This window comes from Methylobacterium sp. Leaf106 (assembly GCF_001422895.1).
In the GTDB taxonomy this organism is placed as follows: Bacteria; Pseudomonadota; Alphaproteobacteria; order Rhizobiales; family Beijerinckiaceae; genus Methylobacterium; species Methylobacterium bullatum.
The window spans coordinates 759,094-773,287 of sequence record NZ_LMNB01000001.1 but is presented as its reverse complement, the minus strand read 5'-3'; the positions used below and the strand labels follow the sequence as shown (position 1 = coordinate 773,287).

The following is a 14,194-nucleotide window of genomic DNA, read 5'->3' as shown; positions in this document are numbered from 1 at the left end:
CGATCTCCGTGATCGCGGGGATTTTTTATGGGGTCATTCCGCGGCGGGAGGCGCTCCGACCTTCCGGTCGCGGCCCGCGCCGAGGGCGAAGATGCCGGACGCCAGGGCGATGGCGCAGAACAGGCCGGCCGAGACGCGCCAGCCGCCGAACAGGTCGTGCGCCAAGCCGAATCCCAGAGGGCCGAGGGCGGCGATGGAATAGCCCACCGCCTGGGACATCGCCGAGAGATCGGCCGCGCCGACGGCGTCACGGGCGCGCAACACCACGATGGTGAGGGCGAGGCCGAACAAGCCGCCGATCCCGAGACCGAGGCCGATGCCGAACGGGAGAACGAGTGCGACCGGTCCATCGACAAGGGCGAGGAAGCTCGCCGCCGACAGGATCAGAAGGGCGATCGCGATACCGCGCTGGTCCCGCAGCCGTGCGGCGAAAGCCGGCACGAGGAGGGCACTCGGCGCCTGCCCGATGCTCATGATGGAGGTGACGAATCCGGCCTCCACCGCCGACAGGCCACGGCTCTGCAGCACGACCGGAAGCCAGCCGAAGGTGATGTAGGCGAGGGACGATTGCAGGCCCATGAACCCGGTGACCTGCCAGGCTAGGGAATCGCGCCAGAGCGGCCGGCGGCGGGCGGGCGGCGGCCCCTTCTCGCGGTGCGGCACGAAGACGATCCAGGCGATGGCCGCCGCCACGGCCGGCACGGCCCAGACCGCCATCGCCCGCGTCCAGCCTCCGAAGGCATCGGCCAGGGGCACCGCCGATCCGGCGCCCGTCGCGGCGCCGAGGCAGAGGACCATCGTGTAGAGTCCGGTCATCAACCCGGCCTGCCCGGAGAAGTCGCGCTTCACCAAACCGGGCAACAGGACGCCGGCAAGGCCGATTCCGACGGCCGCGATACAGGCCCCGGCAAAGAGGGGAGGGAGCCCTCCGAGCCCGCGCAGGGCCGAGCCGAGGGCGATGACCAGGATCGCGACCAGCACACCACGCTCCGCCCCCGTCCGCCGCACCACGACCGGGCCGAGCACGCAGGCGAGGCCGAGGCACAGGACCGGCAGGGTCGTCAGGAACGCCGCCCCCGCGGCGGTCAGGCCAGTCTCGGCGCGGATGGAATCGAGCAGGGGGCCGACGCTGGTGAGGGCAGGGCGCATGTTGAACGCGACCAGCATCATCCCGAGCCCGACGAGGACCGGGCGGGCGTTTCGGAATGTGGGTTCGGTCACGCGATGCGGCGCCTTACCAGGAGGGCGATGAGGCCGAGGCCGGCAAGCATCCCGGTGAAGGGCAGGTCACGCAGAACGGCGTAGACTGTGCGGCCGGGCAATCGGACGGGAAGGTCCGCGTCGAGGATGCCTTCGACACCCACGGGCAGGCTCGCGGTGATGCGTCCATACGGGTCGACCACCGCCGAGATGCCGGTATTGGCGTCGCGCACCAGGGGCAATCCTTCCTCCACGGCCCGCAACCGCGCCTGTGCGAAGTGCTGGCGCGGACCCGGCGTATCACCGAACCAGGCGTCGTTGGTGAGGTTCAGGATCAGCCCCGGCACGGGCGCCGGACCGTCGGGCGCGTGTCCGGGCAGTATCTCGCCCGGAAAGATCGCCTCGTAGCAGATGGTGGCGACGACGGGGGGAAGCCCGGTCACGTCGAGGAGACGCTGGCCGGAGCGGCTGCCGGGCGTGAATCCGCCGGGGATCGCTACGAACTGGCGCAGGCCCACTGCCCTCAGGGCGGCGTCGAGGGGACCCGGCAGATACTCGCCGAACGGGACGAGATGAACCTTGTCGTAGATGTCGCCGAGCTTCGGACCGGACGAGATCGTCAGGATAGAGTTGAAGAAGCGCGGGCGCTCGTTGGGCAACGGCTCCTCGGCGCGGGCCGCGCCGGTGATGAGTTGCCGCCCGGCCGGAAAGGCGGCGGCGATTCTTGCCAGGGATTCCGGGTCGCGCTGGATTAGGAACGGAAACGCCGATTCCGGCCAGATCACATGGGTGACGTCGGCGATGCCGCTCCGGTCCGGGGCGGCGGCGCGATCACTGAGGCCGATGTACCAGTCGATGATGTCCGCCCGGTTCTCGGGCCGGAACTTGGCGTCCTGGTTGAGGTTCGGCTGCACCAGCCGCAGACGCACCCCCGGCACCGTGGCCGTAGGGGTCGCGGGCAGGCGCGCGGCGCCGATGAGGGCCATCACCGCCAGTCCGGCACAGGCGACCAGGGCCGGACCGTAGCGCCCGCGCGCCGTCTCGCCCGTGGCGAGGGTGGCGGGCGCGGCTCCGATCAGGACGGCCAGAAGCGTGAGTCCATAGAGCCCGATTGCCGATGCGGATTGCATCAGCCACAGGTTCTGCCCGAGCGCCATGCCGAGCGTGTTCCAGGGAAACCCGGTGAAGAGGTGGCCGCGCAGCCATTCGCAAGCGGAAAGGCCGATGGCGAGGGCGGCGATACGCGACAGTCCAGACGACCAGAGGAGCCGCGCCAGCGCGAACCCCATCGCATAGAACAGCGCCAGTAGGGCAGGCAGGCCGATGACACCGAGGGGCAGGGCCCACAGGAACTCGTCGGCTTCCACCAGGAAGGCGGAGCCGAGCCACCACAGGCCTGCGGTGAGATAGCCGAAGCCCCAGGCCCAGCCGATGACGGCGCAGGCGAGGACGGCACCGCGATTGCCCCGCCGCCCCGTCGCCGCCCCGTCGATCAGCCAGACGGCGATGCTCAGCGAAACGACGAGGGCGGGCAAGGCACCGAAAGGCGGCATCGCCAATGCGCCGACGGCGCCCGCGGCGGCCGCAACGAGCAGGCGGCGCCAGCCGGAGGTGAGCATGATCCATTGCGCGAGGTGAGCGAGCGGCCCCGTCGCGCTTCCGCGCAGAGGCGCTTGGGGCGACCCGGCACCGTCGAAGGCGTAGCTCATCTTCGGGTCATCCCGGCTGAAGCATCAGCCCGAGACGTGACCGTCACGTTTCGGGAAAAGCTGATGTGAGACGAAAGCCTGGCGCAGGATCCGGGGCGCTCGATCCGGAACGAGGCGCTACGAGGCTTCGGCGATCGGACCGCTGCTCGGCGGCGGAAGGGCCAGGGGTATCAGCGGAGCGATCTTCATCGGGCCGCGATGCAGCCGCAGCCGCTTCACCCGGCGCGGGTCGGCGTCGAGCACCTCGAATTCGAGGTCGCCCGGCCCGGTGATGAGTTCGCCCCGCGAGGGTACGCGTCCGGCGAGCGTGACGATGAGGCCGCCGATCGTGTCGATCTCCTCGGCCATCTCGCCCACCGCGGCGACGAGATCGACGCCGCTCACCTCGGATACCTCGGCGAGTCCGGCGCGGGCATCGGCGATGAACACGTCGGCATCGCCCTCGACGCGCTGAACCAGATGGCCTTCGGCCACGTCGTGCTCGTCCTCGATATCGCCGACCACCATCTCGATGAGGTCTTCGATGGAGATGAGCCCGTCGGTCCCGCCATATTCGTCGATGACCAGGGCCATATGCGTGCGCGTCGCCTGCATTCGCACCAGGAGGTCGATGGCGGGCATGGACGGCGGAACGAACAGGACGGGACGCTGGATCCGGGTCGAAGCCAGGGTCGCCGAGAGATCGACATTGCCGAGGTTGAGCGCCTTCAACGCGCGGGTGCTCCGGCGCGGGCGCGGGGGCACGACGGCGACGACATCGCCCGACGTGTCGGGGAGGGCACTGGCGACGGCGGCGCTCGGACGACGGGGGGTCGCTTCGGCCTTGGCGGCGATGTGATCGACGAAGTCGCGGATGTGGACCATGCCGCGCGGGTCGTCGAGGGTCTCGCCGTAGACCGGGAGCCGCGAATGGCCGGCGGTACGGAAGAGCTTGAGCAGATCGCCGAGGCTCGTCTCCATGGAGACGGCGACGATGTCCGCACGCGGAATCATTACGTCGTCCACCCGAACCTTGTGCAGCCCGAGGACGTTCTTGAGCATGGCCCGCTCGAGGGGGGAGAACACGTTCTCGCCCGAATCGGGTTCGGCCAGCGCATCCTCGATGTCGTCGCGCAACGAATCGCGCGGCCGGAGATGGAAGGCGTGCAGCAGGCGGTCGTACCAGGGCTCTCGCGCCTGCGCCTCACCGTCACTGCTACTGGGCGCAGCCAGAGCCGCGCCGCGACTTCGATCGTTCGTCATGTCTCTCTGATCTGGGATTGCGGGCGGAATCGCCCCTCAGTCGGCATAAGGGTCGGGAATACCGAGGCCGTGCAGGGCTTCGGTCTCCAAGGCCTCCATGGCGTTCGCATCCGCGTCGCCGGTCTCGTGGTCCTGGCCGAGAAGATGAAGAGTGCCATGGATCAGAAGGTGCGCGAGGTGATCTTGAAGCGGTTTTTCCTGCTCGGCACTCTCGCGCAGCATCGTGTCATACGCAAGAACGACATCGCCGAGGGGCACCGCGACACCGGCATGGGCGGGTTGCGGCGGGGCAGGAAAGGACAGGACGTTGGTGGGCTTGTCCTTGCCGCGCCAGGTGCGGTTCAGGTCCTGGACCACGGCGTCGGTGGTGAGGAGCACGCTCACCTCCACCGGATGATCCGGCGCGTCCGGGGCGATGGCGATCCCCGCCTCGACCGCGCGGACGACGAAGGCTTCGAGGTCCGGCACCACGGATTCCCAGCGCGGGTCTTCGACGGCGACGTCGATCTCGGATTCGATCTCGGGCATCGGCGTCAGGCCAGGGGACGGCGGCGGGACGCGGGCGAGCGATCCGCGCCGCCCTCGCCATGGGCGGCGGTCTCATAGGCCGTCACGATGCGGCGAACGAGGTCATGGCGCACCACGTCGACGTCGCGGAAGGTGACCCGGCCGATCCCCTCGACGCCGTCGAGGATGTTCACGGCCTCGACGAGGCCGGATTTCTGGCCGGGCGGGAGATCGACCTGGCTCGGATCACCGGTGATGATCATGCGCGAGTTCTCGCCGAGACGCGTGAGGAACATCTTCATCTGCATCGAGGTGGTGTTCTGGGCCTCGTCGAGCAGGACCACCGCGTTCGTCAGGGTCCGGCCGCGCATGAAGGCCAGGGGCGCGATCTCGATGACGCCGGTCTGCAGGCTCCGGTCCACGTGCCGCGCCTCCATAAAGTCGTAGAGCGCGTCGTAGATCGGACGCAGGTAGGGATCGACCTTCTCGCGCATGTCGCCGGGCAGGAAACCGAGGCGCTCACCGGCCTCGACGGCGGGGCGGGACAGAATCAGCCGTTCCACATGGCCCTGTTCCAGAAGGGACACCGCGTAGCCCACCGCGAGCCAGGTCTTGCCGGTGCCGGCGGGGCCTTCGGCGAAGACGAGTTCGTGGTTGCGCAGGAGCTTGATGTAGGTGTCCTGCGCCGCGTTCCTGGCCCGGACGGCGCCGCGCTTGCGCGTGGCGATCTGGTCGAAATGCGGACGGTCCGGCTCGGCACTCACTTCGGCGGTGGGGAAGAGGTTGCCCTGGAGCGTCGTCTCCTGGATCGCTCCGTCGACATCGCCGAGGGTCAGAGCGGTGCCGCTCGCCGTCACGCGGGCATAAAGCCGCTCGAAGACTTTGCGCGCCTTCTCGGCGGAATCCGGCGGCCCCTTCACCACGAGGTGGTTGCCCAGGGCCGTGGCGGTGACGGCGAGGCGCCGCTCGATATGGGCCACGTTCTGATCGTACTGGCCGAAGACGAGGCTCGCGAGCCGGTTGTCGTCGAAGGTCAGCGATACGTCCACCGTCTCCACGATCTCACCTATCCGCGCCGCTGGCCCACGCCCCCGCAAGGGCGCCCCCCGTCCACTCAGACCGTCAGATGCCGGCACGCAGAGTCTCCTTGCTGTGGGTCTCGCGAGTGTTGCGAGTGAATTGAGAACGGCATGACGCGGCCGGCCCGTCGCCCGGGGCGGAGGTGCGATTCCGTGGCATGCGCGCTTTCAAGCGGCCGCCGCCTCGTCGGTGACGGCTTCGCCGAACAGGCTGTTCGACCCGGCCCGGACCACGCGCACGGGCACGACCGTACCGATGGTAGCGGCCGGAGCATCGAATTGGACGGGCAGAAGATGCGGCGTCTTGCCGGCGACCTGCCCCGGATGGCGGCCGGCCTTCTCCACCAGCACCTCGACGACATGGCCCACGGCGGACGCGTTGAAGGCGTGGCGCTGGTCATCGAGCAGGGCCTGGAGGGCTGCGAGGCGCTCGGACTTCACGGCCTCGGGCACAGCGTCCTCGCGCTCGGCGGCCGGCGTACCGGGGCGCGGGCTGTACTTGAACGAATAGGCCGACGCGAAGCCGATCTCGGCCACGAGGCGCATCGTCTCGTCGAACTCCACGTCGGTCTCACCGGGAAACCCGACGATGAAGTCGGAGGACAGGGCGATATCCGGCCGGACGCGGCGCACGCGCTCGATGAGCCGGCGATACTCGTCGCCCGTATGCTTGCGGTTCATCGCCTGCAGTACGCGGGTGGAGCCCGACTGCACCGGGAGATGCAGGTAGGGCATCAAAGCGGCGATCTCCCCATGTGCCCGGACCAAGTCATCGGCCATATCGTTGGGGTGGCTCGTGGTATAGCGCAGGCGCAGGAGGCCGGGGATCGACTCGAGAGCGCGCATCAGAGCGGGAAGCGTCACCGGAACGCCGTCGGCCCCGGCCCCGTGATAGGCGTTGACGTTCTGCCCGATCAGCGTGAGTTCGCGCGCGCCGCCCCGAACGAGTTTGCGCGCCTCGTCCAGGATCGCCTCCACGGAGCGCGAGACCTCGGCCCCGCGCGTATAGGGCACGACGCAGAAGGCGCAGAACTTGTCGCAGCCTTCCTGCACGGTGAGGAAGGAGGATACGGCCGCCGTCCGCCGGATGGGCAGATGGTCGAACTTGTCCTCGACGGGAAACTCCGTGTCCACCACGCGCGTCGAGGCGGAACGGGTGAGGAGATCGGGCAGGCGATGGTAGTTCTGCGGGCCGACGACCACGTCGACCGAGGGCGCCCGCGCCAGGATCTCCTTGCCTTCGGCTTGCGCGACGCAGCCGGCCACCACGATCCGGGTGTCCAGGCCGGCCTCGGCGCGGGCCGTCTTCAGAACGCGCAGGCGCCCGAGTTCGGAATAGACCTTGTCGGCGGCCTTCTCGCGGATGTGGCAGGTGTTGAGGACAACGACATCCGCCTCCTCGACGCTCTCCGTGGCGGCATAGCCTTGGCTGGCGAGCAGGTCCGACATGCGGCCCGCATCGTAGGCGTTCATCTGGCAGCCGTAGGATTTGACGAAGGCTTTCTTCAACGCGACCGTTCCAGCACCGTATGAACCCCGGGCGTCGCTCGGACGCCCATTGCTGTCGTGGGTGCTACCACGTTTCACCCGGCCCGTCGCTTCCCCACGACACTCTACGCGCGACCGCGACAAAGACTGACCTTGGACGAAGGCCGTGACGTCTTGCTGCGCCGCAAACACGCATGGCGACCATCAACATCGTTGGCCGAACGATCTCGGGATGCCGACGCTTTTGCGGCCATGGAACCGTCGATCACCGGCGCCTGAAGGGTTTCAGGCGGCGATATTCGAGGCAGGCAACGTCTCGGTGCCAGGTGGCGGAACCGACCGAACCGCCGCCCCGCTCTCCCACCGTCCCGTCACCGAGGCCTGCATCGCCCTGCGCACCGAGGCCTCGGCCATGGCGGTGGCGCGCTTGCGGTCGGTGCCGGCCTCGAAGGCGATGGGATCGCCCCAGACCACGTGGACGTCGATCGGACCGTCCCGGAGGAAGACCGCGAGATGCGGCGCGAGCTCCATGTCGCCGTACCAGGCGATGCCCGGCCGCTCCGAGCGGACCACGGGCAGGCCGTTGCGGCGCGGATAGGTGAGGGCGAGGGGCTGGAGCCGCACCCTGTCGCGGGTGCCACCTTCGGCATCGATGGCGGCGCGGGCGGCACCCACCAGGGAGGAGCGGAACGGCAGCAGCCGCGTTCCATCGCCCGTGGTGCCTTCGGCAAAGAGGACGATGAGATCGCCGTCGGTCAACCGGCTCGCCACCGTGGCGTTGACGCTCGCGGTGGCCGCACGGCGCGCCCGGTCGATGAAGACGGTGCGCTGGAGCCGGGCCAGGGTTCCCACCACGGGCCAGCGGGAAATCTCCGATTTCGCCACGAAAGAGAGCGGCCGCAGCGACCCGAGGACGAGGATATCGAGCCAGGAGATGTGGTTGGACAGGACGAGGGCCGGCTCGCCGAGGGCCGGCGGCGTGCCACTCTGCGTCACCCTCACCGAGAACAGCGCCAGGAAGATCCGGTGGAAGTAGGTCGGCGTATGCGCGGCGATGCGCCCCCGCCCGAACCTGAGGCTGAGGAGGTGCGGCCCGACCAGCACCGCGAAGGCGAGGACGCAGATCAGGAGCCGGAAGACGGTGCCGAGACGCGTCATCGCCCGCAGCCAATCACGAATCGCGGCTCACGACAGGGACGCCGTCATGGTGAAGGCGGTGGCGCGGCTGCCATCGGGGCGGGCATAATACCCCGTCCGCTCGCCGACCTGCTTGAACCCGTGACGGGCATAGAGCTTCAGGGCGGCGGCGTTGCCCTCGTCGACCTCGAGATGGACGTTGCGCACGCCGCTCAATGCCAGATGCCCGAGATGCTCGCGCACGAGCTTGTGGCTCAGTCCCCCACCGCGCACGGCAGGCGCCAGGACGACGGTGAGAATCTCGGCCTCGTCGGCCACGCGGCGCGAGAGGATGAAGCCCTGGATCGAACCGGCCCGCCACAGGGCATGGGCCTCGGTGGAGCGCTCGCACAGCATCCGCTCGAATTCGTGGGCGTCCCACGGCCGCGCGAAGGCGGTGGCATGGAGGCGGGCGAGGGCGGCGGCGGAGGAGGAATCGCGCAGGGGCGTGACATAGGGCTCGCCACCCCAGGCGTCCCACCAGGCCAGCCACCAATCGAGAGCCCAGAGCGGAGAGACGGGACGAATCATCGACGGGCCAGCCTCGCGTGATCCTGGGGAGTGGCATCCGGTCCGCGCAGATAGAGCGGGCGTGCCAGGGCTTGGGCGGGGTCGGCCAGCATGCCGAGGGAGGCGATCCAGGCGATCTGCGGCGGGCCGGCATCGCTGACCGTCGCGGCGATGCCGCGGGACCTGAGCAAGCCCGACAGAGCGTGCGCACCGGACCCCACGAGGGTGACGGCATCACGGCCGACGTGATCGGCCGCTTCCTCGAGCCGCAACAGGCTCGGAGGCACGACGATGCCTTCCGCCATGTTCATGGCCTGAAAATAGACGGAGCCGTGCCGGGCATCGATCGCGGCCGCGATCAGGCCCTGGCCGTTCGTGGCGAGGAGCGGTGCCAGGAGGCCCGAGAGGGTGGTGACGCCGACCACCGGAATCTGTGCCGCGAGCCCGACGGCCCGGGCGGCCGACAGGCCGACGCGCAGACCGGTATAGCTCCCGGGACCGACGGTGACGGCGACCCGGTCGAGGCTCTCGAACCCACCATCCACCCGCGCCATCACGCGTTCGAGCATGGGAAGCAGCGCCTCGGCATGGCCACGGGCCAGCGTCATGGATTCTTCGGCGAGGAGATCGTCGGAGAGATCCGTCGCGATGCAGACGGAACAGGCGTCGAGCGCCGTGTCGATAGCCAGGATACGCAACGTCACTCCAGATCGGGATGCCCGTCGGGCGCATGAGTTTACGACGGAAAAGGCCGCCCCGTCAGCGCGGGGCGGCCTCGAAAGAGACGAAGGACGCGGGGTGTTGCGCGCTTGCGACGGCGATCAGACCGCCTGGACCTCGCGCACCTCGGGGAGGAAGTGCTTGAACAGGTTCTGCACGCCGTGCCGGAGGGTGGCGGTGGAGGACGGGCAGCCGGAACAGGCGCCCTTCATTTCCAGGTAGACCACGCCCTCCTTGAAGCCGCGGAAGGTGATGTCGCCGCCATCGCTGGCCACGGCCGGGCGCACGCGAGTCTCGAGGAGGTCCTTGATGGTGACGACGGTGTCGTGGTCCGCCTCGTCGTAGAACTCCTCCGCATCGTCGCCGCCGAGGACGACGCCTTCGGCCAGGACCGGGGCGCCCGACTGGAAGTGCTCCATGATCGCACCGAGGATCGCGGGCTTCACCTGCGGCCAGCCATGCTCGTTCTCGATCTTCGTCACCGAGATGAAGTCATGGCCGAAATACACGCCCGCGACTCCGGGTACGTCGAATAGGCGCTGCGCCAGGGGAGAGCGCGCGGCGGATTCGACGTCGCGCGCCTCGAAAGTCGATTCGGGCAGGACCACGCGGCCGGGAAGGAACTTCAGGGTGGCGGGGTTCGGGGTGGCTTCGGTCTGGATGAACATGGCTTTGATGTATCCTCGTCCGCTGCGCCGGTTCAAGGCCGGCCGGGAAGGGCGCGGGGAATGGCCCGCGCCTCTGTATTCATGTGGACCGCGCGCGGGATTTTCTCAACCAGCACACCTCCGCGGTCATGCCCGCAGACGCGCTTTCGCTGTGTGGGATGTCGACAAGCCTCGATGCTTCCTGTATGGCCCGCGGCAACTCAAAACAGGATGCCGAAATCCTGACGCACGCATTCCCCTCCTGGGATCGCGGGCGCGCACCGGCAGGAACTTGACCATGAACATCATCCAGCAGCTCGAGCAGGAGCAGATCGCTGCGCTCGGCAAGACCATTCCCGACTTCCAGCCCGGCGACACGGTGACCGTGAACGTGAAGGTGAAGGAAGGCGAGCGCACCCGCGTGCAGGCCTATGAAGGCGTGTGCATCGCGCGCTCCGGTGGCGGCCTCAACGAGAGCTTCACCGTCCGCAAGATTTCCTACGGCGAGGGCGTCGAGCGCGTCTTCCCGGTCTACTCGCCGATGATCGATTCGATCGCCGTCGTGCGTCGCGGCAAGGTGCGTCGCGCCAAGCTGTACTACCTGCGCGACCGTCGCGGTAAGTCGGCCCGTATCGTCGAGCGCGCCGACCGTCCCGCCGAGAAGGCCGCCAAGGCCGATGCCTCGAAGGCCAACAAGGACGCCCGCAAGGCCGAGAAGGCCGCAAAGTCCGCCGCAAAGACCGCCGCCGAGTAAGATCTTCGGCGCGACCCGTCAGAATTGCGAAAGGCCGGGCATTGCCCGGCCTTTTTCGTTTGCGGATGGACGCCGCATCGGCATCCATCCCAAACCAGTCTCGTATCCCGAGACATGCTCGACCCACCCCATCCTCGATTGCAACAGTTACGAAGACGGATTGGCCGGCACGAGGATCATTTCCATCCGCCCGCCACGGGGGAAGGGGATCATTTTCATGTCTTGCTTCGGCGCAGGGCTCAACATCCGCGACGGCTCATAGCGCTGGTCAATCGCATGAGTCGCGTCGATATCTTGGTGACGCTGTTGAACGCCGCGCTTCCCCGCCATCTGGGCAACCGCGGCCGAGGAAGCCGTCGCTAGAATGAGCACGGCGGCAATTGCTACATTTTTATACAACATGATTTTCCTTAGTGCATGTTTCAGCTACATAAGGATCAACGAGCGTCCAATAATGCCTAATCCTACGCCAAACAGCCCAGTCCGCGAACAGGGTGCGGCGTCACACGGGCCATGAGGAAATGCGAGACATTGCGTTCGGAGAGGCGGATTAACCGCATGACTCGATCCGAACGTGGTCCCGCCAAAGCACAATAACAAAGATCATCGGTAAGATGACGGCACATAGCAAAGAAAATCGAGTTTTTACTTCCGGAAGCGATCTCGATAAATAACGGTAGATATCGGCGTCATCTTACAAAAGCGATCACGCCGCTTGAGTTCAAGTGATGAGAAGACGTCGTCGGAAACATTCCTTCCGGCCGAAGCCTTGGGCGCCACACCCGGAGGCAGCGACCGGCGCCGCCTCGGATGAGGGGTCAGCTTCATCAGCGTCCCGGAAAGGGCGCATCGGAGGTCGGGTCGGCCGATCGAACGAGGATGTCCCGACCCCTTCGCACCACTATCCCCGGCGCAAAGCCTCAAGCACCTTGCCGCCCGGCCGCCCGGTCTGCGGCATGCCGAGCTCGCGCTCGATGGCCTTGATCGCGTCGCGGGTCTTGGCGCCGACCTTGCCGTCCGGCTCGCCCACGTCATAGCCCCGAGCCGCCAGTCGGGTCTGAAGATCGCGTCGCTCGGCGCGCGACAGGGGCGGATCGTCGGTGGGCCATCCCGCCTGGACGCCTGAGCGACCGCGCAGGCGGTCGGACAGCACCGCGATGGCGAGACCATAGGATTCAGCGGCATTGTAGGAATAGAGCGCGTCGAAATTCCGGGTCACCAGGAAAGCCGGACCGTTGATGCCGGCCGGGAGCAGGATGCCGGCAGGGCCGTCCCCGGAAAGCGGGCGTCCGTCGATCCGGGTGACCCCCATGGAGGCCCAATGCGCCACCGCGTGCTTGTTCTTGCGCCCGGCGGCCCCGGCATTGAAGCCTTTCGGCACCCGAACCTCGTAGCCCCAGGGCTGGCCGTTCGACCATTTGGCCACGCGCAGGAAGTTGGCGGTGGAGGCCACCGCGTCGGGCACCGAATCCACGAGGTCGCGGCGCCCGTCGCCGTCGCCGTCGACGGCGAGGCGCTGGTAGGTGGTGGGCATGAACTGGGTCTGGCCGAAGGCGCCCGCCCATGACCCGGTGAGGCGGGACGGGTCGATGTCGCCGCGCTCGATGATCTTCAGGGTCGCCATCAGCTCGCCCTTGAAGAAGCCCGCGCGGCGGTGATTCGAGCAGATCAGGGTGGCGAAGGATTGAACCAGCGGCATCTTGCCGAGGTTCTTGCCGAAGTTCGATTCGACACCCCAGACGGCGGCAATGGTGTAGCGGTCGACGCCATAGCGTGCTTCGGCATTGGCGAGGGCCTGGCCGTGCTGCTTCATCGCCGCCTTGCCGTCGTCCACGCGTTCCTCGTCGACGAGGGCAGCCATGTAGTCCCAGATCGGCGTCTTGAATTCGGGCTGCGCCTGGGAGAGTTCGATGACCTTGTCGTCGAAGGCGATGCCGTCGGTCGCCGCGCGGAAGGTCTGGGCCGAGATCCCCTGCGAGGCCGCCTCCGCCTGAAGCGAGGCGAGGCAGGAGCGGAAGTCGGCCTTGGCGGGTACGGACGCTGCCGCACTCGCGAGGCAGAGGAGGGCGGTCAGCTTCGCGCGCGACGTCATGGGCGGTCTCCCGGCGGGTTTCGGCGTTTCCCGACCTTTAAGCCGCGCGCATGGTAAACGAACCGTGATGATGCTGGCGCTCAGGCAAATCCGCGCGCGGCGAGCTTCTCCTCGTAGGCGTCGATCTTGGGCGCGCGCTTGAGGGTCAGGCCGATCTCGTCGAGCCCGTTGAGCAGGCTCTCCTTGCGCCCGGAATCGATGTCGAAATGCAGGGTGCCGCCATCCGGCCCCTTGATGGTCTGGCTTTCCAGATCGATCGTCAGGGTGGCGTTGGCGCCGCGCTCGGCATCGTCGAACAGCTTCTCCAGATCCTGAGGCGAGACGATGATGGCGAGGATGCCGTTCTTGGCGCAGTTGTTGAAGAAGATGTCGGCAAAGCTCGTGGAGATGATGCAGCGGATGCCGAAATCGGCGAGCGCCCAGGGGGCGTGTTCCCGCGACGAGCCGCAGCCGAAATTGTCGCCGGCCACCAACACCTTGGCGTTGCGATAGGCCGGCTTGTTGAGGACGAAATCCGGGTTCTCGGAGCCGTCGTCGTTGTAGCGCATCTCGGAGAACAGGCCCTTGCCCAGCCCGGTGCGCTTGATCGTCTTGAGATACTGCTTCGGGATGATCCGGTCAGTATCGACGTTGGTGATGCGCATCGGCGCGGCAACGCCGGTCAGGGTCGTGAACTTTTCCATGATGCTCGAAGTCCGGGTGGTTGAGAGTTCCGCGCTCGTCTCCCCGGCTATGAACCTCGTCCTGAGGTGGAAGGGCAGGGCACACGGTGCTTTCGTCGGCCGAAAAGAATCCAGAGCGATGTTTAGCATCGCGTGCGGTTGGCGGTAAGCCTGTCTCGCCGCAGTCGTCGAAGCCGCTTATGGTAGCCGCGATCAATGACCGGGATGACGCGATGAACGAGACCGCGAATCAGTTCAAGAAAGCACCCAAGCGCAAAAAGGAAAAGGCCCGGAGCGTTTCCGTGTCACCGGAAATGCGCCAGGCCTATGCCGATCTGATCAAGGAGCGCGAAGAGCGCGAGGCCTATGCCCAGCACCTGCCCGCCGAGGGCGGCAAGCGCTGAGCAC

General features: G+C 67.6%; 15 protein-coding genes. 2 read left to right on the top strand and 13 right to left on the bottom strand.

Annotated elements, in window-relative coordinates; translation table 11 throughout:
* Nucleotides 1–33: 33 nt before the first annotated feature.
* The 10 genes from ASF34_RS03810 to ASF34_RS03765 all read right to left on the bottom strand — a co-directional run bounded on the left by ASF34_RS03810 (nucleotide 34) and on the right by ASF34_RS03765 (nucleotide 10,299).
* Complete coding sequence (locus tag ASF34_RS03810) at nucleotides 34–1,221, bottom strand: CynX/NimT family MFS transporter (RefSeq protein ID WP_244478874.1); 1,188 nt, start codon at nucleotides 1,219–1,221, stop codon at nucleotides 34–36.
* Entirely contained in the window at nucleotides 1,218–2,909 is a 1,692-nt protein-coding gene (gene lnt, locus ASF34_RS03805; RefSeq protein WP_156465614.1) for an apolipoprotein N-acyltransferase, read from the bottom strand. Before lnt ends, ASF34_RS03810 begins: the two co-directional genes overlap by 4 nt.
* 117 nt (nucleotides 2,910–3,026) lie before the next feature.
* On the bottom strand, nucleotides 3,027–4,151 hold the full coding sequence (locus tag ASF34_RS03800) for a hemolysin family protein (protein WP_056158720.1): 1,125 nt from the start codon (nucleotides 4,149–4,151) through the stop codon (nucleotides 3,027–3,029).
* A 36-nt stretch (nucleotides 4,152–4,187) separates the two neighbouring features.
* Nucleotides 4,188–4,679: an rRNA maturation RNase YbeY gene (gene ybeY / locus ASF34_RS03795; protein ID WP_056158717.1), complete on the bottom strand. Its 492-nt coding sequence runs from the start codon at nucleotides 4,677–4,679 to the stop codon at nucleotides 4,188–4,190.
* 5 nt (nucleotides 4,680–4,684) lie between these two features.
* Complete coding sequence (locus tag ASF34_RS03790) at nucleotides 4,685–5,794, bottom strand: PhoH family protein (RefSeq protein ID WP_156465613.1); 1,110 nt, start codon at nucleotides 5,792–5,794, stop codon at nucleotides 4,685–4,687.
* A 111-nt stretch (nucleotides 5,795–5,905) separates the two neighbouring features.
* A complete protein-coding gene (miaB, locus tag ASF34_RS03785; RefSeq protein ID WP_056158715.1) occupies nucleotides 5,906–7,246 on the bottom strand; it encodes a tRNA (N6-isopentenyl adenosine(37)-C2)-methylthiotransferase MiaB in 1,341 nt (446 codons plus the stop codon).
* A gap of 264 nt (nucleotides 7,247–7,510) precedes the next feature.
* Complete coding sequence (locus ASF34_RS03780; RefSeq protein ID WP_056158711.1) at nucleotides 7,511–8,383, bottom strand: lysophospholipid acyltransferase family protein; 873 nt, start codon at nucleotides 8,381–8,383, stop codon at nucleotides 7,511–7,513.
* Nucleotides 8,384–8,410: 27 nt separating this feature from the next.
* Entirely contained in the window at nucleotides 8,411–8,932 is a 522-nt protein-coding gene (locus ASF34_RS03775) for a GNAT family N-acetyltransferase (protein ID WP_018042351.1), read from the bottom strand.
* On the bottom strand, nucleotides 8,929–9,609 hold the full coding sequence (tsaB, locus tag ASF34_RS03770) for a tRNA (adenosine(37)-N6)-threonylcarbamoyltransferase complex dimerization subunit type 1 TsaB (RefSeq protein WP_056158984.1): 681 nt from the start codon (nucleotides 9,607–9,609) through the stop codon (nucleotides 8,929–8,931). Before tsaB ends, ASF34_RS03775 begins: the two co-directional genes overlap by 4 nt.
* 123 nt (nucleotides 9,610–9,732) lie before the next feature.
* Complete coding sequence (locus ASF34_RS03765) at nucleotides 9,733–10,299, bottom strand: NifU family protein (RefSeq protein ID WP_056158707.1); 567 nt, start codon at nucleotides 10,297–10,299, stop codon at nucleotides 9,733–9,735.
* Between the two features lie 277 nt (nucleotides 10,300–10,576).
* Between ASF34_RS03765 and rplS the strand changes: the two genes are divergently transcribed.
* Entirely contained in the window at nucleotides 10,577–11,032 is a 456-nt protein-coding gene (gene rplS, locus ASF34_RS03760; protein WP_018042354.1) for a 50S ribosomal protein L19, read from the top strand.
* Nucleotides 11,033–11,179: 147 nt separating this feature from the next.
* Here the strand turns inward: rplS and ASF34_RS03755 are convergent, their stop codons facing one another.
* The 3 genes from ASF34_RS03755 to leuD form a co-directional block, all read right to left on the bottom strand.
* Entirely contained in the window at nucleotides 11,180–11,434 is a 255-nt protein-coding gene (locus ASF34_RS03755) for a hypothetical protein (protein ID WP_056158704.1), read from the bottom strand.
* A gap of 499 nt (nucleotides 11,435–11,933) precedes the next feature.
* Entirely contained in the window at nucleotides 11,934–13,124 is a 1,191-nt protein-coding gene (locus ASF34_RS03750; protein ID WP_018042356.1) for a lytic murein transglycosylase, read from the bottom strand.
* 80 nt (nucleotides 13,125–13,204) lie between these two features.
* Nucleotides 13,205–13,807, bottom strand: a complete 603-nt coding sequence (leuD, locus tag ASF34_RS03745) for a 3-isopropylmalate dehydratase small subunit (RefSeq protein ID WP_056158701.1) — start codon at nucleotides 13,805–13,807, stop codon at nucleotides 13,205–13,207.
* Nucleotides 13,808–14,019: 212 nt separating this feature from the next.
* Here leuD and ASF34_RS23060 point away from each other — a divergent pair, with 212 nt between their 5' ends.
* On the top strand, nucleotides 14,020–14,190 hold the full coding sequence (locus ASF34_RS23060) for a hypothetical protein (protein ID WP_187273293.1): 171 nt from the start codon (nucleotides 14,020–14,022) through the stop codon (nucleotides 14,188–14,190).
* Nucleotides 14,191–14,194: the final 4 nt, after the last annotated feature.

Bases quoted from the DNA above. Each gene is read 5' to 3' on its own strand.
- lnt (WP_156465614.1), bottom strand. From the start codon at position 2,909: ATGAGCTACGCCTTCGACGGTGCCGGGTCGCCCCAAGCGCCTCTGCGC.
- ASF34_RS03800 (WP_056158720.1), bottom strand. From the start codon at position 4,151: ATGACGAACGATCGAAGTCGCGGCGCGGCTCTGGCTGCGCCCAGTAGC.
- ybeY (WP_056158717.1), bottom strand. From the start codon at position 4,679: ATGCCCGAGATCGAATCCGAGATCGACGTCGCCGTCGAAGACCCGCGC.
- ASF34_RS03780 (WP_056158711.1), bottom strand. From the start codon at position 8,383: ATGACGCGTCTCGGCACCGTCTTCCGGCTCCTGATCTGCGTCCTCGCC.
- ASF34_RS03775 (WP_018042351.1), bottom strand. From the start codon at position 8,932: ATGATTCGTCCCGTCTCTCCGCTCTGGGCTCTCGATTGGTGGCTGGCC.
- ASF34_RS03765 (WP_056158707.1), bottom strand. From the start codon at position 10,299: ATGTTCATCCAGACCGAAGCCACCCCGAACCCCGCCACCCTGAAGTTC.
- rplS (WP_018042354.1), top strand. From the start codon at position 10,577: ATGAACATCATCCAGCAGCTCGAGCAGGAGCAGATCGCTGCGCTCGGC.
- ASF34_RS03755 (WP_056158704.1), bottom strand. From the start codon at position 11,434: ATGTTGTATAAAAATGTAGCAATTGCCGCCGTGCTCATTCTAGCGACG.
- ASF34_RS03750 (WP_018042356.1), bottom strand. From the start codon at position 13,124: ATGACGTCGCGCGCGAAGCTGACCGCCCTCCTCTGCCTCGCGAGTGCG.
- leuD (WP_056158701.1), bottom strand. From the start codon at position 13,807: ATGGAAAAGTTCACGACCCTGACCGGCGTTGCCGCGCCGATGCGCATC.
- ASF34_RS23060 (WP_187273293.1), top strand. From the start codon at position 14,020: ATGAACGAGACCGCGAATCAGTTCAAGAAAGCACCCAAGCGCAAAAAG.